The 22844-nt window shown below is 56.2% G+C and carries 16 protein-coding genes and 1 tRNA gene; 5 read left to right on the plus strand and 12 right to left on the minus strand.

Annotated elements, in window-relative coordinates:
- Positions 1 to 12 precede the first annotated feature (12 nt).
- The gene (locus FRD01_RS09685) at positions 13 to 1440 is read left to right on the plus strand and encodes a hypothetical protein (protein WP_146959191.1); all 1428 of its coding nucleotides are present in this window, start codon (positions 13 to 15) and stop codon (positions 1438 to 1440) included.
- Here the strand turns inward: FRD01_RS09685 and mfd are convergent.
- A complete protein-coding gene (mfd, locus tag FRD01_RS09690) occupies positions 1437 to 4979 on the minus strand; it encodes a transcription-repair coupling factor (RefSeq protein ID WP_146959192.1) in 3543 nt (1180 codons plus the stop codon). The two genes, FRD01_RS09685 and mfd, sit on opposite strands and share 4 nt — an antisense overlap.
- Before the next feature lie 320 nt (positions 4980 to 5299).
- On the opposite strand from mfd, the gene FRD01_RS09695 reads away from it, so the two are divergent.
- From FRD01_RS09695 to FRD01_RS09705, 3 genes are all read left to right on the plus strand, one after another.
- Positions 5300 to 5488 carry a Flp family type IVb pilin gene (locus FRD01_RS09695; RefSeq protein WP_146959193.1) on the plus strand — a complete coding sequence of 63 codons (189 nt, stop codon included), beginning with the start codon at positions 5300 to 5302 and terminating at the stop codon, positions 5486 to 5488.
- A gap of 250 nt (positions 5489 to 5738) precedes the next feature.
- Positions 5739 to 5924, plus strand: a complete 186-nt coding sequence (locus tag FRD01_RS09700; RefSeq protein ID WP_146959194.1) for a Flp family type IVb pilin — start codon at positions 5739 to 5741, stop codon at positions 5922 to 5924.
- Between the two features lie 80 nt (positions 5925 to 6004).
- On the plus strand, positions 6005 to 6349 hold the full coding sequence (locus FRD01_RS09705) for a histidine triad nucleotide-binding protein (RefSeq protein WP_146959195.1): 345 nt from the start codon (positions 6005 to 6007) through the stop codon (positions 6347 to 6349).
- On the opposite strand, the gene FRD01_RS09710 is transcribed toward FRD01_RS09705, so the two are convergent.
- The 8 genes from FRD01_RS09710 to FRD01_RS09745 form a co-directional block, all read right to left on the minus strand.
- A complete protein-coding gene (locus FRD01_RS09710) occupies positions 6332 to 6994 on the minus strand; it encodes a ferredoxin reductase domain-containing protein (RefSeq protein WP_146959196.1) in 663 nt (220 codons plus the stop codon). The genes FRD01_RS09705 and FRD01_RS09710 overlap by 18 nt on opposite strands.
- Before the next feature lie 44 nt (positions 6995 to 7038).
- Positions 7039 to 7488, minus strand: a complete 450-nt coding sequence (dtd, locus tag FRD01_RS09715; protein WP_146959197.1) for a D-aminoacyl-tRNA deacylase — start codon at positions 7486 to 7488, stop codon at positions 7039 to 7041.
- Between the two features lie 15 nt (positions 7489 to 7503).
- Entirely contained in the window at positions 7504 to 8868 is a 1365-nt protein-coding gene (locus FRD01_RS09720) for an OmpP1/FadL family transporter (RefSeq protein WP_146959198.1), read from the minus strand.
- A complete protein-coding gene (locus FRD01_RS09725; RefSeq protein ID WP_146959199.1) occupies positions 8865 to 12143 on the minus strand; it encodes a hypothetical protein in 3279 nt (1092 codons plus the stop codon). Before FRD01_RS09725 ends, FRD01_RS09720 begins: the two co-directional genes overlap by 4 nt.
- A gap of 39 nt (positions 12144 to 12182) precedes the next feature.
- Entirely contained in the window at positions 12183 to 13751 is a 1569-nt protein-coding gene (locus tag FRD01_RS09730) for a hypothetical protein (RefSeq protein WP_146959200.1), read from the minus strand.
- Positions 13752 to 13769: 18 nt separating this feature from the next.
- Positions 13770 to 15053 carry a hypothetical protein gene (locus FRD01_RS09735; RefSeq protein WP_146959201.1) on the minus strand — a complete coding sequence of 428 codons (1284 nt, stop codon included), beginning with the start codon at positions 15051 to 15053 and terminating at the stop codon, positions 13770 to 13772.
- A 10-nt stretch (positions 15054 to 15063) separates the two neighbouring features.
- Complete coding sequence (gene rarD, locus FRD01_RS09740) at positions 15064 to 15984, minus strand: EamA family transporter RarD (RefSeq protein ID WP_146959202.1); 921 nt, start codon at positions 15982 to 15984, stop codon at positions 15064 to 15066.
- A gap of 35 nt (positions 15985 to 16019) precedes the next feature.
- Positions 16020 to 16091 (minus strand) — tRNA-Gly (locus FRD01_RS09745).
- Positions 16092 to 16188: 97 nt separating this feature from the next.
- Here FRD01_RS09745 and FRD01_RS09750 point away from each other — a divergent pair.
- On the plus strand, positions 16189 to 18189 hold the full coding sequence (locus tag FRD01_RS09750) for a serine/threonine protein kinase (protein ID WP_146959203.1): 2001 nt from the start codon (positions 16189 to 16191) through the stop codon (positions 18187 to 18189).
- On the opposite strand, the gene FRD01_RS09755 is transcribed toward FRD01_RS09750, so the two are convergent.
- From FRD01_RS09755 to FRD01_RS09765, 3 genes are all read right to left on the minus strand, one after another.
- Positions 18186 to 18899 (minus strand): hypothetical protein, encoded by a 714-nt coding sequence (locus FRD01_RS09755; RefSeq protein WP_146959204.1) that lies wholly within the window; start codon positions 18897 to 18899, stop codon positions 18186 to 18188. The genes FRD01_RS09750 and FRD01_RS09755 overlap by 4 nt on opposite strands.
- 31 nt (positions 18900 to 18930) lie before the next feature.
- Entirely contained in the window at positions 18931 to 20646 is a 1716-nt protein-coding gene (locus FRD01_RS09760) for a MopE-related protein (protein WP_249756147.1), read from the minus strand.
- Between the two features lie 765 nt (positions 20647 to 21411).
- Entirely contained in the window at positions 21412 to 22842 is a 1431-nt protein-coding gene (locus FRD01_RS09765; protein WP_146959206.1) for a putative metal-binding motif-containing protein, read from the minus strand.
- Positions 22843 to 22844: the final 2 nt, after the last annotated feature.

Consider the following 22844-nt stretch of genomic DNA (forward strand, 5'->3'; position numbering starts at 1 on the left):
TGGTTGGTTGCTATGCGTGCTCTTTCCCGTGTTCTCCTTATTCTCTGCCTTGGCACCTCCTTCACACTCGTGGGCCCCCAAGGTGTTCCCGCGGCCTTTGCCCAGTCTTCAGTTGAGAAGAAGCTTCAAAGCTCCCTTTCCGACGCCATCGACGACTACGATATCCTGCAGATTCAAGACGCCGAGAAACGGCTTGAAGACGCCATCGCACTCGCTGAGAAGGAGAAGTACACCGGGCCAGTACTCGCCAAGATATACGTGATGCTTGGCATTGTTAGGTTTGCGGCTACGCGTGACGAAGCCGTAACCGAAGATGCCTTCGCGTCTGCGCTAGAGAACGATTATAGCGCTGTTCTGGACCCTGCCTACGCGACGCCTACGCTTGAGGACTTGATGGCACGCGCCAAAAAGCGCGTTCCGCCTCCTCAGACTAGCACCACCGTTTCCGAATTCACCCACACGCCCGTCAAAACGACAGAGGGCGGCCAAGCGCTCGTACTCAAAGCTCAGGCCCCTGCAGACTTGAACGTGGCCAAGATGATGGCGCTCTATCGGCGGTTTGATGAGCAACAATACCAGCGCATCGAAATGAAAGCCCAGGGCACCGAGTACACTGCGACCATCCCGGGCTCTGAGGTTCGCACCTCACAAATCGAGTACTTTATCTTCGTTGAAGACCAGAACGGCGACATCGTGGCGCGCGCTGGCTCAGACCAGGCACCATTCAACGTCACTGTACTTGGGTCATCCAACGTAAAGACAGACCCGGATCCAGACCCGATCGAGCCGGACCCAGAGCCAGGTGCTTCACGAAAGTACGCGTACGTATCGGTGTTTGGCGGCACAGGCGGCGGACTCTTGCTCTCCGGAAGTGCCACAGCGAACCCTAGCGTGGTTCCTGGCGTTGGCACCGCGCCAGCGTTTGGACACACCACCATCGAAGCCGGCGGTATGATCACGGAATCCGCACATCTCGGCGTCTTCTTTAAGTTTCAGTTCGCGCCGGCACAAGACTTTTCGAGCCTCAATCCTGACCCAGGTTCTGGGTTCTGGGATACCGAGGAGCCTTGCTTCGGGCTCGGGCTGCCTGGCGACTGTATGCTTGGACTCAAGTACAAATGGTCCTTCGTCAAGACGGATTCCCTGCGTGTGTACTCGTCGTTCGGCTCCGGCATTGGTCGCGTCCGAAACTGGATTCAGTTCAAGCAGCGAAATGTTCAGAGTTGTGGCGGCAAGGAGATCCTCTCGGATTCCACCAGCTCGTACTGCTACCTTCGTGACACCGTGCGTAACGGCTGGTTCCACGCCGGAGCTGGTGGTGGTGTGGGCATCCCGCTCACCGATTGGCTCGAGTTCACCGGCGACCTCTACGTCATGGTCTTGCTCCCAAAGACCTCGATCAACGCCGACCTCAACGCTGGCTTCACGTTCCTCTTTTAGGGAACGAACTTCTCCAAAGTTTTGAGCAAGTCATCGCATGTGGCTAGTGGCTTAGAGCTCTCATCCGGCGACAAGCTGTAAAGGAGCTTCATCTCAGGCGTAAGCTTGAGTTTGCCACGCGTAGTCTGAATAAAGTCCAACAACTTTGCTGGCTCAATAGGCGTGTCCGGCAAAAGATCGATCCTGACGGACGAAGGTCCGATATCGAGGCGAGAAGCCTTGAGATGCCTCAGGCGCACCTTGATTCCAATCACATCTCGCAGCGTCAAGACCTCTGCCGGAGGCTCGCCAAAACGGTCGACCATCTCACCGAAGGTCTCGTAGAGCTCATCGAGTGAACGCGAGAGCGAGAAGCGCTTGTAGAACATCAGGCGCAACGACGTAGCCGGAATATACGTATCGGGAAGCGAGGCTTCGAGAGGAATATTGACCTCGGGCTCCACATCGCTCTCGTGCACGTTCCCTCGAATCTCGGCCACGGCCTCTTCCAGAAGTTCGTTGTAGAGGTCGAGCCCCACGGCGGCCACGTGCCCGCTCTGGTCATCGCTTAGAAGATTGCCGGCACCACGAATCTCAAGGTCGTAGGTGGCCACCTGGAAACCACTTCCGAGCTCAGTATAGGTCTGGATCACCTCGAGGCGTTTCTCAGCATCAGGCGTAGGCTTCTGCCTCGCCGGCACCAACATGTAAGCGTACGCACGCTCCTTGCCACGACCCACACGTCCACGCAGCTGATAGAGCTGCGCGAGCCCGAACATATCGGCGCGATTGATAAGGATGGTATTGGCATTTGGTATATCCAAACCCGACTCGATGATACTCGAAGCCAAGAGCACGTTGGTATCGCCCTGAACATACGAAACCATGACTTCTTCAAGCTTGGTCTCGTCCATCTGGCCGTGCGCAATCGCCACCCGAGCCTCAGGCACAATTTTGCCCAGGTGCTCATAGATTTCAGGAATCGTTTGAACACGATTGTGGACAAAGAAGACCTGACCGCCGCGATTGAGCTCGCGCATGATGGCTTCACGTATGAGCACGTCGTTGAACTTCGCGACATGCGTTCTGACGGGCAGACGATCGTGTGGAGGCGTCGCAATGACCGAAAGGTCTCGGATCCCAAGCAGGCTCATCTGTAGGGTTCGCGGAATCGGGGTGGCAGTGAGCGTCAAACAATCCAGGTTTGTTCGCAATTGTTTGATCTTCTCTTTATGCGCCACTCCGAATCGCTGCTCTTCATCCACAATCAGAAGTCGCAGGTCGCGAAACTCCACCGACTTGGACAAGAGTCGGTGCGTACCGATCAAGACATCAACCTTGCCGGCCTTGGCGGCGTCAATGATCTCCTTCGTCTCTTTGGGCGACCTGAAGCGGCTCAAGGCCTCCACGCGTACACCGAAGGGCTCACATCGCTTTCTAAACGAGACGAGGTGCTGTTCCGCTAGAATGGTCGTCGGCACGAGCACGGCGGTCTGACGCCCGTCCAGAGCCGCCTTCATCGCTGCCCGGATCGCGACCTCGGTCTTACCAAAGCCCACGTCCCCACAAACCAGCCTATCCATGGGTCGCGGACGACACATATCGGCCAGTACGTCTTCGATCGCACGCGCCTGGTCGGGCGTTTCATCAAAGGGAAACGCGTCCTCAAACTCGCGGAAATGCTCGTCCGGAGGCGAGAACGCAAAACCTTTGCGAAGCTCGCGCTCGGCGTAGAGCTTCAGGAGATCAGCCGCGATCTCACGAATATTGGCTTTGACCTTCTCCTTGGTCTTCGACCACGTCTGGCCGCCGAGTTTATCGACCCGCACGCCCTCGGTAGATCCGATGTACTTTTGAATCCGGCTCAGGCGGTAGATCGGAAGGTAGAGCTTATCGGTCCCGTGGTATTCAATGAGAAGGAATTCGTTCGAAACACCTTCGACCTCAAGGCGGACAAGCCCCTGATACTTCCCGATTCCAAAGTCGAGGTGCACCACGAGGTCGCCAATACTCAAGTCGCGGAAGTGACTGATCGCAGCGTGCTCGAGTATTGAAGGGCTCGATGGCTTTTGCGCGGCGCCAGCCCTATGACCAAAGAGGTCCTGCCCGGAAATCAGGGCGAGGCTCAAGAGCTCGGAGCGAAAGCCGTCTGCGAGATTGCCTTGATAGATCTCGATCACGCCTGTCGGCGGAGGAATCGGCTCGCTCACATCCACCGGAGGTTCGAGCACCAGCGGATCTTCGTCGTACTCTCGCAAGAGCGCGACTAGCCTGTCGACCTGCCCTCGCGTCTTGCACACAAAGCAAATACGACCGTAGAGCTCCCGCCATTGGTCGATCTCCGGCATGAGGTGCTGAATCGTCTCCTCCACCTTCCCGGTGCGCTTTCGAAGCGCGACCACATCGGCGTTTGTCCGAGCCGAGAACTCAAGGACCTCCACACCGTCTTCCACCGACTCGATGACCCGAAGTCCATGTTCTATGCGTTGAAAACGCTCAAGGTCTGCAAACACGGCATCGGCGCTCAAGTAGTGAGACTCCACCGGGAACACCAATTCAGACTCTTCAAGGCAGGCCGCATGTTCTTCATGGCGCAACGCCTCAAGATGCGAAGCCGCTTCATAGCCGGTAGCGCGGTCCATCAGCACAATTGTTGTGTTCGGCCTCAGGTGTCCGGCGAGCCCGGTCATCTCCTCGTAGAACCCAGGGAGCAGCGCATCGATCCCCGCAAAATGCATGCGCGCATCCAGATCTTGGACCATCTGCGAGACCCGTTTTGACGGATAGTTCAGGTCGGCCCCAAGCACTCGAATCGCATCACGAGCGTGTTTGACATGAGCATCCGTAAGGATCTCCTCCCGAATCGGGAAGGTGTGGATCGCCATGACCTCCGTGACTGTGCGCTGTGTTTGAGGATCAAAACTACGCAGCTCACTTACGTCATCGCCCCAGCGCTCCATACGAATCGGGTGGGGATGTGCAGGTGAGTAAACATCCACGATATCGCCACGAATCGCGAAGGTGCCGGCGTCCTCAACCAGAGGAACCTCCGAGTAGGCGCAGGCTTGAAGGTGCGCACGAATCTGCTCGTTGGTCAGGACATCGCCGACTTTCCAAAGCGCAGAATGCTCACGGACGAGTTCTGCCGTCAGAGTCTTTCGCATCAAGGCGCCCGGAGTCGTGATCAGGATGCGAGGCGCTGCCGGCTGTGCGAGCGTCCAGAGCGCGGTCATGCGTTGAAGGGCCAGGCGCCGGTCTGGGCTCGTGAGGTGGTAGGGGCCCACTTCTTCCTCTGGATAGAGGAGCACGGTGTCCACCAAATCCTCATCCGCATAACCACTGACAAAGATCTCAAAATCGCGAAGCAACGCCTGCGCCTCGTCATTCGACGGCGCGACCACACAGATAGGTCGCTGCGTCTTGACGCTATAATCGCTCAACGTGGCCACCATCAACGAGCGTGTCGACGCTTGCGTGTACGCCACCTGATCACTTTCAAGCGACTCGATCAGGCGAGCGATCGGATAGGCTTCTCTGGCTTCGTGGGGTTTGATGTCCATAGGGGTGTGCACTTTAGGCTCAGTTGGGATCGCGACGCGTGCGCTTGGGGGGTGTAGTCAAGGCCATGAACTCTGTCAAATGCCCACTCTCTGAGATGCGCGGAAATGTTGGATCGGTGTTTGCATTTGTAAATGGTCAGGAAGACAGGGTCTTCGCTCAAAAGCGGCTAAGAAAAAAATTCGCCTATTTTGAGTAAAAGAGTTGAAGACCTGATTTCTGTCTGTTACTTTGATTTTAAGACGATTTCACAACAACGAAAAAAGCGGTTCCAAATCGGTCCAAGGACCAAAAAACCGAGTTGGCGTGAAGAGGAGAACACATGACTGGTAAAGCGAAACAAATGCTTAAACGCTTCCATAGCGACGAGTCGGGTGTTGCGATGACCGAGTACATCATTGTGTTCAGCTTGATTAGCTTGGGCGCAACCATCTCTCTCTTGAGTACGGCGGTGTACGTGAAAGGTTATCGAGATTTCCTGGTCTGGTGGTTAGCGCACCCAGCTGTTTGAGGTCGTGAATCCCCCTTGTGTGTCTTTATGGCACACAGCCGGCCGTGAGGGTCGGGTGAGACCTAGGTCTCACGCTTGATGGAAAGTATGGCACGTAACTGGCACTACTAACCATCGACACTCTAAACCGAGCTTCCACCCGTGTTGGGTGTTTGCTGACTGGGAAACCAGTCTTATAGAGTGCGAAGACATTATGTCTTCACAAAACTGAAAACACGGCCCTTAGGCCAATAAAAATTTGGAGACTCTCATGGACCTCAAAAACTTGCTTATCGCATTTCACTCGGACGAAGACGGAGCAACAGCAACTGAGTACATCATTCTACTCATCCTCATCGCTTGCTTCGTGATCGCTATCGTCAAACTCTTCGGTAACACTGTCTCCGAAAAGTTCAACGACGCTAACGACGCCGTTGTGAGCGAAGTGACCTTCTAATCCGGTCTCGGATAGAATACAAAAAGGCTGCTCTCGAGCAGCCTTTTTTGTTTCTTGTACACCTACCCAAAAGGAGACCCATGTCAGAAAACAACACCATCTTCGGCAAGATCATTCGTGGTGAGCTGCCGGCCGATGTCGTTCACGAAGACGACCACGTCATGGCGTTCCGAGACATCAATCCCGCGGCCCCTACACATATCTTGGTGATCCCCAAGAGATACATCGTGAACACCCTCACAGCCGACTCTGATGACAAAGAACTGCTGGGTCACCTTGTGCTCGCCTGTGCAGAAGTCGCGCGAAAAGAAGGCCTAGACGGCTACAGACTGGTCATCAATAACGGTGAAAGCGCCGGGCAAACCGTGTTTCATCTGCACGCGCACGTTATTGGGGGCCGCTCCCTTTCATGGCCTCCAGGCTAGATTCGTGAAGATGTTTTTGCGATTAGCTCCGCGGCTGATCAAAAGCTCGGAGAAATAGTCGATAGACGCCTCCGAGCCGCACAGAATCACCGCGGTCCCGTCGTGAACCACTACATCCATCTCTTCGATTCGCTGGCCGTTTGAGACGAGCCTGAGGCCAATACCTGCCCTTTGCGTGAGCCGCTCGAGTTCTTGGCGCCACGCAAACTCGGTGTCCAAAGCCTCCGCGTATATGAGCTCAGACGGCAGCGCCGAAGGCCAATTCTCGAGCATGCCCATCACGCTCGCCACGCCGCTTCCGGTACAAATCACAAGAATGTTTTGAAAACGTTCAAAATCTGCCGGGTAGCCAGGGCCCTCGGGATAAGAAATCTCCAACCCCGCGTTCGGCTCCAGCCTCTTGAGAATCGGCTCGAGCCCACCTTTGGAGGGGTCCACAAGAAATCGCCAAACTGAAGCACCAGGCGCCGAGGAAATCGCCAGAAAACGCGGAGACGCGCCCGGAAACCTAACCACAGCGTACTGGCCCGGACGCTCATGCATTTTGAAAAACGGCCCGGGGTCCACATTCACGGCCAGATAGCGCCCGGTAGGCTCCAGGTCGATCACTCGACCGTCAAAACTCTCCCTTTCATGTAGGTGCAAGGTACTCATGCGCTTAAGATGATCGAATTCGAGATTCAGTTCATCTAGTCTCGTTTGGAATCGATCATTATGGTCACAGGACCTTCGTTCAGAATCTCCACGTCCATCATTGCGCCAAAGACGCCGGACTCTACTTTTGACACACCCAGTGCCTTTGCTGCGTCGATGAACCTCAAATAGTAGTCCTCTGCAAGGCCGGGCTCCATGGCTTTGACAAAGCTTGGGCGCCTACCCTTTCGTGTGTCGGCCATAAGCGTAAACTGCGAAATCACCAGTAGTTCGCCCCCGACATCCAGCAGGCTGAGGTTCATCTTCCCCGCGTTATCTGCGAAGATTCTCAGATTGACGACCTTCTCGACCACGTAGGCGAGGTCTTTCTCCGTGTCTCCTTCTTCGGCTCCGAGAAGAAGCACGATTCCACCCGAGATTTGGCCGACGGTGGTGCCGTCCACGGTGACTTTTCCGTATTTTGCGCGTTGTATTAATGCTTTCATAAGTAAACTAGCTGACTAGAACTCCACGTTCACCCCAAGACCCGCAGCGATGTAGGTCTGGCTGTACTCCCCGTTCCCTACCACCAACGTCAGTTCGTTATCCGCATCGGTGGGGTTGATTTGCCTGACCTTAGAGTTCGTGATCGAACGATCTGGCATCAGATACGCCGCCAGTCCAGCGTCCAGTGACCACGCGCCCAATCGCCACGAAACACCTCCAGCTAGCATATGCTTGTCTCCATCAGCAAGAAACACGCTGTAGCGTTCATCCGGAATGGCACCCAATTCAAATCCGTAGCCCGCACGAACCACCCACGCAGGTGAAAGTTCGATATCCGAACCAATGTGAACGCCAACCGTATCCGTCCAATCTTGCTGGATACTCAAGGGCCCAACAGGGATGGCGCCAATGCCAGGCACGCCTGTCACGGCAATATCATTGGGCGTGGCAGCGATCTCCGAGAACGAGTTCCAATTCTCATAGTTGACCATGAGCTCGAGGTCCCAGCCCGCCCCGACATACCGAAGGCCGGCCCTCGCCATCCACGGAAAACCCATGGAGCTCGAGACCGAATCATTGTCCAGCGCAGCGTTATTGAAGGCCGGACTCGAAGGTAGACGCACTCGCAGCTTTGCATCCTCATCATCGAAGGTCACCGGGAGCTGCACGGCGGCACCGAACTCCAAAAACGGCGCTATCCCTACCCAAATGCCTGCGTTTCCTGAAAAGCTCGTCAGCGACGTCACCGTGACCTCGGAGAGGATGTCCAGGTCTCGGTCCTCGGGGTCCCCATAGAGCCCCGTATAGCCCGATGTCACCGTGATAAAGTTGAAGCTCGCCGGAACCCATTGAACGCCCGCGCCGAGCCTAAAACGTTTTCCTACCTCGTAGGCGAGCGCCAGATGGAAGTAGCCGAGCACCGAGGAATCGTTGTCCACCTGAACGTAGCGTTGCGCACCGTCTTCGGGAAACCGATGGCCAGAGAGGTAGGGAGCATAGACGCCAAACGCCCAGGCGAGCCCTTCGACCCCCGTTGGGCCTCCAATCAAGACTTGTGGATCCGTCTTAATGGGCGCGTCGTTCTGGACGGGCTCGTACGTTCGAATCTCCCCATTTGGCATCTCCCTGGGCGCCCGCTGGAACTCAAAGCTGAGGTTGATCAACGCGAGATCCACCGTCAGTTCAAACTCCGACTTACCGGCGAGGTTTGCCGGGTTATGCCAGAGACTGTTGAGATTTTGCCCGCCGGACGCCACAAAGGCGCCAGCTCTACCGAGCGGCCGAACGCCATGTCCAGGCAAGTGAAAACCCGCCGCAAACGCGTCTGAGGCAAAAGCTAAAAGCCCAAGACACACCAAAAGACCAGTTGTGTTCTTCATCGCCGCCGCAGACTGACGAGTTCGTAGAGCCGCTCGATTCCGTGGACGTCATCTTCCACGTACTTCGCCAATTCGAGCAGGAACGCTTGATAGTCCTGCGGGGTCTCGAGCTTCGCGCTCATCGGTGCCGGGCTGAAATAAGCCGCGATGATTTCCGCAATGACCGAAATCGGTGACGGCATTCCGGGGGTTTCGTTCAGCGCCCGATGAATCATAAAAATCCCGGTATTTTGTGGGTCATTCTTGAGCGTGCCGTCCAGAAGTTCGGCTCCGAGCGTCAAAATCGGCTTTTGAGCAAATGGTTCGGTATTCCAAACACGGTCGGGATCGAGCGCATTGGCCAGGAACTGAGCCACCGGCAGCCACACATCGATATTGACCGAATTCACCAGAAGTTGATGCACGGCCAAGAGTAGGTTCGTTCGCCCCACTTCCGTTCCGAAAAGGTAGTTCACAAAATCGTCGATGAGCACCTTATCTTGCGGGTCAGCGAGAACGTCGGCGCCAAGGTCAACAAAACTCGTGAGGAGTCTAGACGTCCACAAATCTTCCAAGAACTCCACCACATCGCCCCTCAACCACGTGCTCAACTCGCCGCGGTCGATACGTTCGCGAGCCTCCTGCCCGAGATAAGACGTCAGGTGCGTAGCCAGAACGGGTGAGCCTGTTCGGATGAAGCGCGGGCGCCCAGCAGAATCCTTCTCAGCTCCGACGGCCACATCCACGATATTACCGAGGGACTCGATCAGGCGCTCTCGGCTTTCAGGAACTTCGTTGATTCGGTCGCCTGCTTCTCCAATCGCATGCGCCAAAAAGTGCAGGCGGCTAGGATTCGAGACCGTCCGGGTATCATTGAGCACGATGAAGTTCTCGCCGCGATGATTCGCAAAACCATCTTCCTTAAGCGTGTGCCTCAGAAGCTCTCCGAGGTCGTCGCGGATTGGTTTTCCGGTGATCAGCTCCACTTCGTGAACGGCGATGGCGAAGTCGTTGAGCGCCTCAAAGAGCTCTCCGGCCAAGAGTATATCGCGCAAGGCCGGCTCATAGCTTCGCAAATTGGCGGCCTTCATCGGCGACGGGTCGCCGTCTACGTCTTGGTATAGTGCGGCATCGGCGGCGTAATGGTCGTGAAGCACCGTGAAGATACCTGCCAGAACGTGCTCTTTCTGATTGTCCGAAAATGCCTTAGCGAGTGGCACCATCGTATCGATGACACCGGCAGCCTCGCCCACAAAGAGCCCGTAAGCCAGGTGATGCGCCAAAACAAAGCGGTCACGCCCTTTCGGGTCGGCCACGTCCAGAACCACACGCTCGGTCTCCCAACGAAGATTCTGCTGGTTGAAGAGTCGCGTAATCTGGTGCGGCTTAGCCATCACCTCAAGCTCGGCGCCGAAGAGTGGGCTCAGCGTGGACAAGAGCGCAGCCACATTGCCGGAATCGATACCCCAATACTCCAAGAGAACGCCGAGATCCGAATTCCAAAGTGTATCGGGCACGTAATCGGCGAGGTTGAGATTGCCGGCGATTGACGCCAAAAAAGCTTCGCCCGAGCCAGGCAGCGAGAGGAGCGGCGGCAGCGCCGGAAGCGGCTCACCGTCGTAGAGCGCCTGTTCAATGTCCATGGTGTAGGGCACGCCAGCGGTATCCCAGATCAAGTGAAGGAACTTCTGAAGCAGGCTTCGGCCGCGTGCTGTCTCCGAAGCCGTGTAATCCATGGGCTGCGAGAAAATCTCGGTGTTGGGGCAATTGCGAATACACGAGTAGCGCGGGAGCGTTCCGAGCTCGTGCTGAGCCGCACAGGCTTGGAAACACGCGTCGTAAGGCCCACCGGGGGTCGGAACGGTGTCGCTATCGCTGTAGAGCAGAAGGGTTCCGAGCGCCTCGCCCGTTTTTCGATTGATCGGGTCGCGAAGCTCGTCCATCAGGTCGCGCCAAAGCTCCGGATCATCCACGATCTCTTTGAGATAGGGCAAGAGGTCGTAAATCATGGTCTGATCGTCGTCCATCTCGGCGCCGGGATATTCGCGAATGGTCCGAACCACGTTCGTGATCGCCAGAATGAGTCCAGCGACCTGGTCAGGTCGATGTTCGAGCAAGGCACCAATGCCTTCCATGACGTCAGGCAATACGGGCGTGTCCACCGCATGAACAGCCGCGTAGCTGATATCCATGAGAGGCTGATTCAACGCATACCCGCTATAGGCGCCAATTTCGTCGGTATGCACCACTTTTGGCCCCAAAATGGCCTGAAACGCGTTCAATAGGTCGTAGAGCGTGTCTTCGTTTGAGAGTCCTCTAAACTCACGAATCAAGAATCCGAGTCCGGTAGAATGTATGTCTACGTACTGAAAGACCGGCCCGCCTGGAGCCACAGCACGTCCCGTGGCATCGCGTGTGGTCGGTTCTTCAACCGCGCTCTGCAACGAGAATGGCACGATTTTCCCGGCCCCGCCGTTTTGAAAGATGAACTCGCCCTCCGCGTTGATATCCGCGAGGCCGTCGCTGTCGTTGTCCACAAATGGATAGCTCAGCGAATCGCCGTATTTGGCCGCCAAAGGCAGGCCGCGCTCATCGTAGAGCACCACGTAAACCGGCGAGATATCCTCGTCAGCCATATACTTCGAGTCCGCCTCAAGCGCGAGGTCCCGCACCATCACCGCCGCTGAGTCCGACCCGCTCAAATCGGCTTCACGTAGCGTCTTGACCAGGACACGCGTCATATCGGTCAGGGCCGACGGCTCCTCAAAAGTCAGGACGCCGTCTTCATTGAGCCCATCGTTTCTGAGGCCCACACGAGCGACGAGCGAGAGCATTTCGGGAAGTCGCGGATAGGCCGTGGCATACCCCAATAAGTTCGGGACGCTCTTAAGCTCAATAAACTCGCGCGCATCCGGGCCCGTTGGGGTCACCAACGCATTGAGCAGCGCCTGATTTGCCGCGGCTTCCTCCATCAAGACTCGCAATTTGCGGCTCAAGGCCGGCAGGATGCCCTCGTCCACCAAGGTCAAAAGCCGCTGCAGAAAGAGGTCAACAGCCGCGTATTCTGACTCGGGAACGATGGTATCCACGGCGTCCACGAAAGGGCCGTAGTTCGCCTCGAGCATAGCCGCCTTCTCATCAGCGAGAACGGCCGCACGTTCGGCGTCCTTCTTCCAAATGATGAAGAGTTCATGCCCAAGCGTCTGAACCGGGGTGGGTTCACGCTCGAACTCATACTCACGTTGGCAGGCGCTGAGTAGGATTGTCAGGGCGAGCAAAAAACACGTCCGCCGCATAATACCTCGATATACAAGCTTCATGGTTCGGCGATTCTATCAGGAACCGGACGTCGGGACACGCGTTTTTTGAGCCCAGAGCAATCGGCGAAGCTCCACCGTCTTAATCCCGGGTGGAACCTCGCGAGGGGCGCTTAAAACCTCGGGTTCAAGGTAGTGAACACCCTCCGAGAGGGTCATGGCATGGATGGCATCGGACTCTTGACCCTCGCCGATTCCAGATTCCAACTCAATATAGATGGTCTGACCGACCTCGGGGAGAGGCTTTCGAAAAAGGTAAATCGTCTCCTCAAGACCGGGCTCGGGAGCGCACGCCAAGTAGCCCGTGGCCATGAGAGACGCTTCATCCACGTGCTCCAGCTCCGAGAGCTCAATGGCCTCGAGCTGCCAAATGGCCTCCACGATTTCGAAGTCTGCAAAAACTTCCGCCCATTCGGGCGAAATCTCGCACCGCGGCGGAACGGCCAGAATCTGCGTATGCAATCCGAACTTCACCGGCTCATCGTTTAGATCCACGCACTCCGCGCTCTCGTCCACCCTAAACTCCTGCACAAGCTCTCCGTAGCCATTGAACTCGCCCCAAATCACACGTTGAGCAACCTGCAAACAGGGTGGCTCAAGCCAGTGAGCCCTGAAAAATCCGACCGAAAACCCGAGTTCATAACCCTTTAGCTCCTCAAGATAAGGCGCGATCCGCTCGGGACGGGCTGACATCCCTTCCAGGATCAACCAGTGAACTGGTGTTTCGCGCGCCTCGGCGAGCGCATTCAGTGTTTTCCATGCGCGTTCGCGGGTCATTGGCTCGGAGTTTTCGCGCAGCTCGTAGAGTTCAAGCGGGTTCGAGCCAAGGCTCGGCGAGTCGGGCTCAGAATCGACGGGGAGAGGGTTGGAGTTGAGCCATATCTGCCAATGGCGGAGCGCCGCGCTATCCGGGAGTCCTTGAGCGTGGCGCTCGCGGACCGCCCAACGAACGATCTCCCGATCGAGGGGACTCTGGTCAAAATCATTCGGTGTACACGTTGGCGCGATATCCTTGAGGATCAGCGCACGGACGGTTATGAAAACAAGCCCCCAAAGTCCAAAAAAGGGCACAAAGCTCAGCGTCTGGATTTGATAAGCCCCCACAGCCACGAGTCCACCTACAACACCCGGTGGGCCAATAAATCCGCGGGCCCCAAAGAGGAGAGCATCTAGCCCGGGCCCAAAGAGCCTATCTGACCAAGTCCACTTTCGGCCAAAGAGGCGCAAGAGCACGTATTTCGCATGAGGCTCAAGGCCCGTCGCGACATAATTTCTAAACTTCGCGTCAGCCTTTCTAAGTAGCGGGATAACTTCGGTTTCATCGGCGAAATAGAGACACGTCGAGAGCAATTCCTCGCTCTTTATTTCAGGAACTCGGAGCGCGTGAGTCGCCAGTAGCGGGCCGACGTAGGTGTGGGGGTGCGTCTGAAGCCATGCGTCTCTCACGCCGCGGGAAGCCGGCCAATTCTCAACGATATAGGCTGCAATCTCCCCTTCATTCTCTTCGGAGCGTGCCCCGTCCAACCAATCCCAAACAGCCTGCGTTCTCGGGTCCCTTTCAATTTCTAGTCGTGTCTCGGAGCCCAAAATCTCAAGCCTAAGGAGTTAAGTCAGGGTCCACGCGTAGATTCCAGCCACGAGCATCAGGAACACCACCCCTGCGGCTAGACCAATCACCAGGTAAGGCGGCTTCGACTTGGGGCCGAGGTCGCTCAGGTCACCGGGTTCGTCGGCCGTAGCCGCGGCCGCAACTTGGGCGCTCGACTTGAAGAAATCATCGGCCTGTTCGCGGGCGATTTCAGACGAGAAGTCATCAATGCGCAGCATTTCGAGGCTTTGTTCTTGGTCGTTCGAAAGGGAGATTGGCCCGGTAGATGGGCGTTCTAATGGTTTGTCTAACTTCGGCAAAACAGGGTGCTCATCATCGTCGGAAGAAGGAACTTTCTCGGGGCTCGAAGCCGTTTTGGTCTCACGACTCACTCCTAACCCGGGAAGGTCGAGTTTGCCTTTTAACTCAGGCTTTTTCAAACTTGGAAGCTTCAAACTCTCCCGAAGCTTTGCATCACGGTCCGGTGGCCCTGTTTTTGAAGGGCTCGGAAGCCCGGGCGGCTTAGCCGGCCGTGTCTGAAGCTCACCTTCTTTGACCGTCTCGTCCTCGAAATCGACCATAAACTCGGCCAGTTCCTCGCTGATATCCTCGGGTTCTTGAGGCTCTGGCGGTGTGATCAGAGTGACATCTTCTTTTGGCGGTTCTGCCGCATCATCTGGCTCATCCTGAGGTTGGGCGTCAGGAGTCAAGAGTGTGACCTCATCCTCCGACTGAAACACCTTGGCGAGCGCGGAATCTACTGAGAGATCCTCTTGAATTGCTTGTTCACCTGACGTGTCAGACTTCACGGCCGGATACCGATTGGTGTCCACGGAGCGGCGAAGAGGGGCGTCTGGCCGAGCCATAGCACCCGACGTGGGTTCTCTGAGGGATTCGGAACTCGTGGCGCCCAACTCGGGAAGACTTTCAAGCTCTGGGCTCTCAGCGGGCGTATTCGGCTCAACCTCAGAGATTTCACTGAGCGGCTCTAGTTCAATCTCCGGCAGATCCATGGGTTCTTCCACAGAGTCCTGAGACGAACCGGCCTCGCGAAAAATCTCTTCTGAGGGCTCGGGCGGCTGGGATTTCGGCTGAAAGAGTCCATTTAGGCGCGCAAAGAACTCATCGACCTTAAAGCTTCGCTGCACCACCGATGCTCGGTCTAGCCTGGCCAAATCCCAGGCAAACTCACAATTCGGGCACGCAATAACGGCCTGCGGAATGATTCCGGTTTTTAACTTTATCCAGAACGACTGCTTGCACTGTGTGCAATCGACGCGAATGCTTGGAATGGATGACATGGCTTAAGATCTAAACCATGTTTTGACCTTGGTCAACGAGGGCCTCCTGCTTGGCCATTCTGGCTCGCCTCGTCAAGATACCCTCGACACTAAAGACCGCCAACGCAGTCCAAATCAGGATGAAGCCCACCAGGCGCGTGGCGTCCATGGGCTCGTTGTAGAGAAGGACCCCAATCAGAAATTGTAGCGTCGGGGCGATGTATTGCATGACCCCCAAGACGGTGAGCGTCAGGCGGCGAACGGCAGCCGCAAAGCATAGGAGCGGCAGCATGGTCGCCACACCAGATAGCGCCAGCAAGGTTTGCGTGAGCCCGTCCCCGCCCAGGAAGTACGAGTGCTCCATCTCAGACCAGATGATGAAGCCAAGCGCCGGAATGAAGAGGAGCGCGGACTCGAGCGTCACGCTCTCGAGCGCGCCGAGCGGCGACATCTTCTTGATCAGCCCGTAGAGTCCAAAGGTGCTGGCCAAAATCAGAGCGATCCACGGCACTTGCCCATAGAGGAACGCCAGATGGAAGACACCCATCGCCGCCAACAAGATGGCTATCCACTGCCCCTTGCGCGGCCGCTCGCCCAGCACCAATGCGCCGAAAACCACGTTGATGAGTGGATTGATGAAGTAGCCGAGCGCGGTCTCCACCACAAACCCGGCATTGACCGCCCAGATATACGTTCCCCAGTTAGCTGCCAAGAAGAGCGACGCACCAAAATACGCAAAGACCACCTTGCGGTTGAGCTTTGAAATCCACGACCAGCGTGAGCGAACGGTCAATAGCACCAGGAGAAACGCCAGCGACCAGACCATGCGATGCGCCAAAATGTTCAGCGCGGGGATATCGATCAGGAACTTCCAATAGATCGGAAAGACTCCCCACATCAGGTACGCACCGAGGGCAAAGAGCAGGCCGCCCTTTGATTCTGAAGTTGACATGTTCTGTGTGTTTCGCCCGAGGGAGGGAGGAAAAAAGCGGGTGATGGGGGTCGAACCCACGACTTTCAGCTTGGGAAGCTGACACTCTACCACTGAGTTACACCCGCGAACTCGCGATGAATATTGTTTTAAACTCTTCGTACTGTCAACTCGGTAGGATTGTATTGTAGACTTAAGTCAAAAGTTGAAGATTCGGAGATCGTTGTGCTCTCATATGGCCCGTACAAAGTAATCCGCGAGCTTGGAAGTGGTGGTATGGGCCGCGTTTATCTGGCGGAGGGGCCGCGTGGAGAGCAGGTTGCGGTCAAGAGCCTGAAGGACCTTGGACCATCCCGTATTGAGGCCATTCGCCGCGAAGTGACGCTTCTTCGCGACCTGCACCATCCAAATATTGTGCGATTCTTCGACGAGGGTTTGGACGAGGAGCAACCCTGGTACGCCATGGAGTTTATCGAGGGCATCTCGCTCCGCGATATGATCGACGGTGAGACTATGGAAACGGTGGTCGACGCCTCGCTTTTGTCCACAAATATTGTTGGGAAAGGCCCCGCAGCCGAGCCTGCGGGCGTCAAGAACTGGCGCGAGCTCATGCCTGTGATCTGCGACGTCCTGAGCGGGCTCAACGCCATTCACGCTGTCGGAGTCATCCACCGCGATATTAAGCCCGAAAACATCCTCGTTCGCCCCGACCATAGTGCGGTCCTCTTGGATTTTGGCGTAGCCGGAAAGCTGACGGGAATCATTGATCGCGAAGAACTCTCGGACTCGACTGACGTGGGCGCTACGCCTGCTTACGCCCCGCCGGAACAACAAGTGGGCGAAGCAGTGGACGCGAGGGCGGACATGTACGCCCTTGGCGGAACGCTCTTCGAGGTGCTCACGGGCATGCTCCCCTATCGCGCGCGCACTGCCATCGCCATGTATACGGCGCATGTGGAGGAGCCGATTCCGTCAGTACGCGACTTCAACCCGGAGGTGCCCGCCTCGCTCGACCGCCTCGTAGGCCGACTCCTGGCCAAGGCGCCGCGGGACCGCCCTGGATTTGCATTCGATGTGGACCTCGAAATGCGCGAGATCCTCGGCATGCCTGCCCCTGAGTACAAGCCCGCGTCGTATATCTACCACCCAATGTTTACCGGACGTGCCGCGGAGCTCGACCAGCTCCGAGATTTCCTGCGCGGAACCGCCCAGGGCAAGTCACTACTGGCCACAGTGAAGGGGATTGCGGGGATCGGGAAGACCCGGCTCCTTCAAGAGCTGGTGCGCGACGCGCAGGAACGCACCCAGATTGTAGTGGTGCAAAGTCGCGGGGCACGGACCGCGGTGGAGCGCGCGTGGGATCGAATCAGTTTTGAGAGGCAATCGGCATTTGAAGCGCTGGATCTGAGCCAGATTCACGACCCGACCTACGTCGAGTGGATGCGAAGCGTGCTGGTGCGTGCCGTCAAAGAAAAGCCGCTCGTGATCGTGTTTGATGACGCACCGAATCTGGACGACGACTCCATTCACGCGATTGTGGCGCTGGCTGGCGCGCCGATTCCGGGTATGAGCGTGATTTTGAGTATGCGAAGTGATGACCCGGAGACGCCGGCCTTCGCTGATATGCCCGTGGACCTTTCACTACACCTCAAAGAGCTCACCCGCGCGGACGTCGAGCTCATGCTTCGCTCCATGCTCGCCCTTAAAACCGTGCCCGAGAGGCATCTGGACTTTGTGATCCGGCAGTCACAGGGAAACCCTTTTGTGGTGGCGGAATTGGTGCGCTACGGCATGGAGCTCGGCCTTATCTGGCGGCGCGATGGCATGTGGGAGTTTAAGCCGGACGCGAACGTGGACGTCTGGAAGGATATCCCGGTACCCGACAGGCTCGCGCGCATGTACTTCAGGCGTTTTGTGCGGCTGCCGAGCAAGGAGCGCGACATTCTCTACGCGATTTCGATTGCCGGGGATGGTGCGCCCGAAGAGCTCATCCGCTCGATTTGCCTGGACCTCACTTCACTCGGGGCATTGGTCGCACGCGAGATTGTGCTTCCGGTGGACGACGGCACGGTCCGTCTCTATCAGCCGCGTATGGTGGAGATCATTTTGGAGTCGATGGATGCGCATAAGCGCGAGCTTTATGAGGAACGCGCGACCCATTGGTGGAAAGCGTTTTCGAAGGCTCGGACCAAGCGGTTGGGAGCCGTCAAAGGTCCAAAGAGCTAGAAGGTGACGTCTACACCGCTCAAGAATCCCACAAAATGCGCGTCGCGGTCAGCATCCATGATGTACGTGCCTGAGAAGCCGCCCCATGGCTCAATCTTAACGCCGGGAGAGACCTGAAGGGGTACGCGCAAACCTAGTGACCAGAGCACCCCGTACGAGGTCTGAGGGGTTTGCCGGAAAGTCCCCGCCTCTTCTCCGATAGGTGTAAAGTCGATCTCTTGAGCGTTCACGGGTTGACTCAGAAACCCCGAGACATTGATCGCCGGCACGAGCACTGGGTTTTCTAGGGCGAGCACGATGCCGAGGTCTGGGCTAATGAATTGGCCGGCATCGCTGGTGCCGGCACCTACGCCGCCGCGAAGGGCGATATAGTCCTCCAAGATGGTGTACTTTCCACCGACATGGCCGGTGAAAAAGAGCGGACTCAGGTCTTCATCGATGGGCTCGTAATCCGCATCGATTTGCCCCAACGCAAACTCTGCCCCAATTTCCAAGCCACTACCGAGCCCCTGACGGGCGCGAAGCGCGCCACCCAAAATGCTCGGGTCGAACGACTCCTGCTGCGTGAGGAACATGCCGCCGACTTGCGTTTCCCCACTCTTGAGCGCATTCGCTCCCTCAAGCCCACCAATCTTGGCAGGCGGTGAAAACACATGGGCCACACAACCGGTGCCCAAAAGAACAACAACCAAAAATAGTAATTTCTGCATTCCAAACCGTTACGCCGCATTCGCAGGGCAGTCAATTGGAGCCAGAGAACTCTACCTTTTTTGCGCTTGCACTCGAAACATAAGTGCCATCTCCCAATTGCCCGCTTGAGTTTCGCCCCCAGCAGTAAAGCCTTCCTTCAGAATCGATAGCACAAGCGCCCCCAGAACCAGCGTCCACACGTGTGGCATTGGGCACCTCTGTGTTGAGGGTGGGCTGCATCAGTGTTTGGGCGGAACCACCACCTGCAAACTCGCCCCAGCAATAAAGTTGGTCAGACACAGTTACAAAACACCGGGTCGTCTTGCCAATCGAGAACTCGGCGATATCGAGAGTAGTAATCTCTGTAGGAAACTCGAAAAACTGGTTGAAATCCATTCCGATACAGCTGGTCCCGAACGCGACGTCGGCAGATATCATGCACGTTAACTCGTCCCCAGCCGCCACGGCCTTTATGTTAGCAATGCTATAGACCGATCCAGGAGACGTCCTTTGTTCAACCGGAGGATTGCTTTGATCGCCGAGTTTGTTGAAGCCATTTGCTCCCCAGCATTTAACAATTCCGTCGAAAAGGTCCTCGATCACGCATGTATGGTCATCTCCCGCACTAACTGCCAATACGTTGGAAAGCCCTGTTACCTCCATCGGAGAAAACTGAGTATCCGTGTTACCAATACCCAACTGGCCGTCGACATTGGCCCCCCAACAACTTGTTTGGCCGTCGATTAGAACGCAGGCATGGGAGGCGCCACAAGAAAAGGAGTCTACGCCTGACGCTACCATGCGTGGCACGTGGTCACTCGTCGAACCCCCAATTCCAGTTCCCAAAGCACCACTTTCGTTTGATCCCCAACACCGCAAGACGGCGCTGGTATCCAATGCACAAGTGTAATTGCGACCCGCATTGATACTAACAACATCAGTCAATCCCTCCACGAGGACAGGTGTAGGAGATCCGGGACCGTCGTAGCCAAGTTGATCGAAGTCATTGCTGCCCCAACAATAAACGCGCCCTGTTGAAATCAGCGCACAAGCGTGCTCCTCGCCCAATGCCACATCGGTTGCCCCAACACACTCGCCCTCATCACATAAAGTGTCACAGATATTGGAGCAAACCCCGCAGTTTTCCGAGTTGGAAAGGAAAAACTCCGGCGCCCTACAACTTCCTCCGCAAAGGACCTGATTTGACGGACACTCACAATTTCCTTGGTCACACACTTGACCCATCTCACACGCGTTCCCGCATGTTCCACAATTTTGAGTGGAGTTAAACCAGACTTCTTCCCTGCATTCCCCTTCACAAAAAAGGCTAGGTACCGCATCACAGAAACTTTGGCTGCCGTCACACCGAATGACACCGTTGGACCGACAATCTCCTTCTTGGATCTCACATGACTCGCCCTCACCGATGCAGGCTGTAGACAAGTCGCACCCGGAAGGAGGTTGCTCCGTGAGATTGCAGATTGTGGACACTTGGTCGTCAGCACAAGCCTTTACACCAGGGGTTTCGCATTCGCCTTCCCCCACCAGACAAACCTCACCGACATCATGAGTTTCATCAACTTCACCATCACAGTCGTTGTCGAGACCATCGCACAGCTCGATACCACCTGCGGTCAGTTTGCATTCTTCCGGATTGTTGGTCGTGCCAGAGCCATTCTCAGGTGATTTGGTCTCCCCCGAACAACCGCTCAAACAAAGACTCAACACTCCGGAGATTATCAGGTTTCTATTGGTCCAATTTGTCATGCTGCTCCCCTTCATTCACGCTTACGTCCTGGGAGAATTCAACAGCTTGGATTCCCCCCAAAGATCGTGGGTTACTTAGATTTCGAACACGAAGTGCACCCTAAAAATGCCTGCAGGTCAAGTCTTTAATCCATCTGGCAATCGTAGAAATTCGATTCCGCCGGCACTCATTGCGCAAGATTGCGGCGGGTTATTCGAATGTTAGGTTGGAATCGTTAGATTCGGTTGTTGCCAAAGCCACCGGCGTAAATGTTACCTCAAATCACTTAACCTTTTTCGGTTTATTGTGGCCGGCAGTACTCTTGTCCGACTGGACCGCAGAAGGCGCCGGTGCGACAATCTCGCTCTGCAACACAACCGTAGGTGCAAGCGGTGGTTGGTGGATTGGTGCCAGGATCAAACACTCTACAGATTCCAGCATCTCGCGGGCAATCGTCGTCGTCGTCTGTATGGATTGTGAAGTAAGGATTAACAGCTTCCGGGGTTGTTGACCCACCATTAATCATACACACGCTGACCTGGGCGCCATTAATTGAAGATCGTCCGCACAGCATAGGTCAATGGGAGGACTGGCTTAAAGGCAGACGTCGCGCCCCTCATTCTCATTGCCACAAGATGCAGCCAAACCCAGGGTAATTGTTGCGAGTAAAATTAAATTTTTGGCGTTCATTCATCCCCCTAAAACATCGGGAAGGTGTGTTATTGTGTCGTCAATTTATAGGTGACTCGAAAACTTGAATCAAGTCAATTTTTTGGCGCCAATGTCTATCGACACACGGCAGTCCTTGTTTGCGAAGTGCGGGTTCCCTCACACTCTTGAAGAATCTGATTGTACGTAAAGGAGCACGTCGAATACGCGGCAGAAGTGCCGCAAGCGGGCAAACTTCCGGCCCATCCCTCCACGCCGTCCCTCGGAATACACGAAGACCTAAAGCGGTCAGCCACGCAATTTTGCCCGGAGCGATTTGTCACGGTATAGAGATGTTCGTTGGTCCCGTTACAGTTGTAGTCGTGGGTTCGCGTCGCGCTCGGCGGCGGGTTCATTCCATCAGCAAAGTAGGAAGTCTGACCGGGGTAGGCGTCGGGGTCCGAATCCTGACAGTCGTTGCCATTGGTCGTTCGCCAAGTAGCGGTGCTGGCGTTATTGCATTGTGCACGCGCCGTGGAAGCTGCTGGAGCCGAACAGAACCGGCCAATCGTTCCACTCGCAAATCCGTCGCCATCACAATCTAAGTAATAGACCGTCGCGTCCGTAGCGTTCTCGTCAATATTTCCATCGCAGTTGTTATCGACGTTATCGCAAACTTCGGCGGCACCCGGGTTGATGGCCGAGTTCGTGTCGTTGCAGTCATTCCCGCCTAAGATACACACGGCGGGGTTGCCCACCACCGTCATCGACTCGTCGCAATAATTATCCCCGTCGTCATCACAGCCTTCGTCCACCTCGCCGTCACAGTCATTGTCGATTCCATCACACGTCATCTCTTCAGCCTCAGGAGGCGTGGCAGGTGAGACGCTGCAAGTTGTGGTGCCGTCTTCGGCGCAGACCAAGGCTCCCGTGGCAACACATGCGCCCACACCCACAGTGCACTCAGTGCCTAAGTCAAAACCTTCGTCCACCTCACCATCACAATCGTCGTCCGAGTCGTTGCACAACTCGGTGCCGCCCTCTTCGCCGGCAACGGCGCTGCATGCGGCCGTGCCGTCGTCCTGACACACGATGGTGCCTTCATTGAGACACGCACCCTCCCCAGCTGAGCACGCCTCGCCCAAGTCGAAGTCTTCGTCGACCTCGCCATCACAGTCGTTGTCGATTTCGTCGCAAACTTCGGGCTCGGGCGTTCCCTCTTGGGCAATACACGCCACGGAAACTTCGTCGTCACCGCACACGGTCACACCCTCGGCCTGACATGCCCCGACGCCAGCCGTGCAGGCCTCTCCGAGCTCAAAACCTTCGTCCACCTCACCGTCACAGTCGTTGTCGATTCGGTCACAGACCTCAACGCCGGCCTTGGTGACCACGCAATTGGGGTCCGGCGTAGGCGTGGACTCGTTATTCGACTCGTTGTTGGAATTATTGATGTTGTTTTGCCCATTGTTTTGAGGCTGCTGAGTCGAGGGACCATCATCTCCACAGGCAACGAACGCCGAGACAAGTACAATCAAAGCAAACGAGCGGTTCAATCGAGTATTCATAC

The sequence above is a fragment of the Microvenator marinus genome (assembly GCF_007993755.1).
Classification (GTDB): domain Bacteria; phylum Myxococcota_A; class Bradymonadia; order Bradymonadales; family Bradymonadaceae; genus Allomicrovenator; species Allomicrovenator marinus.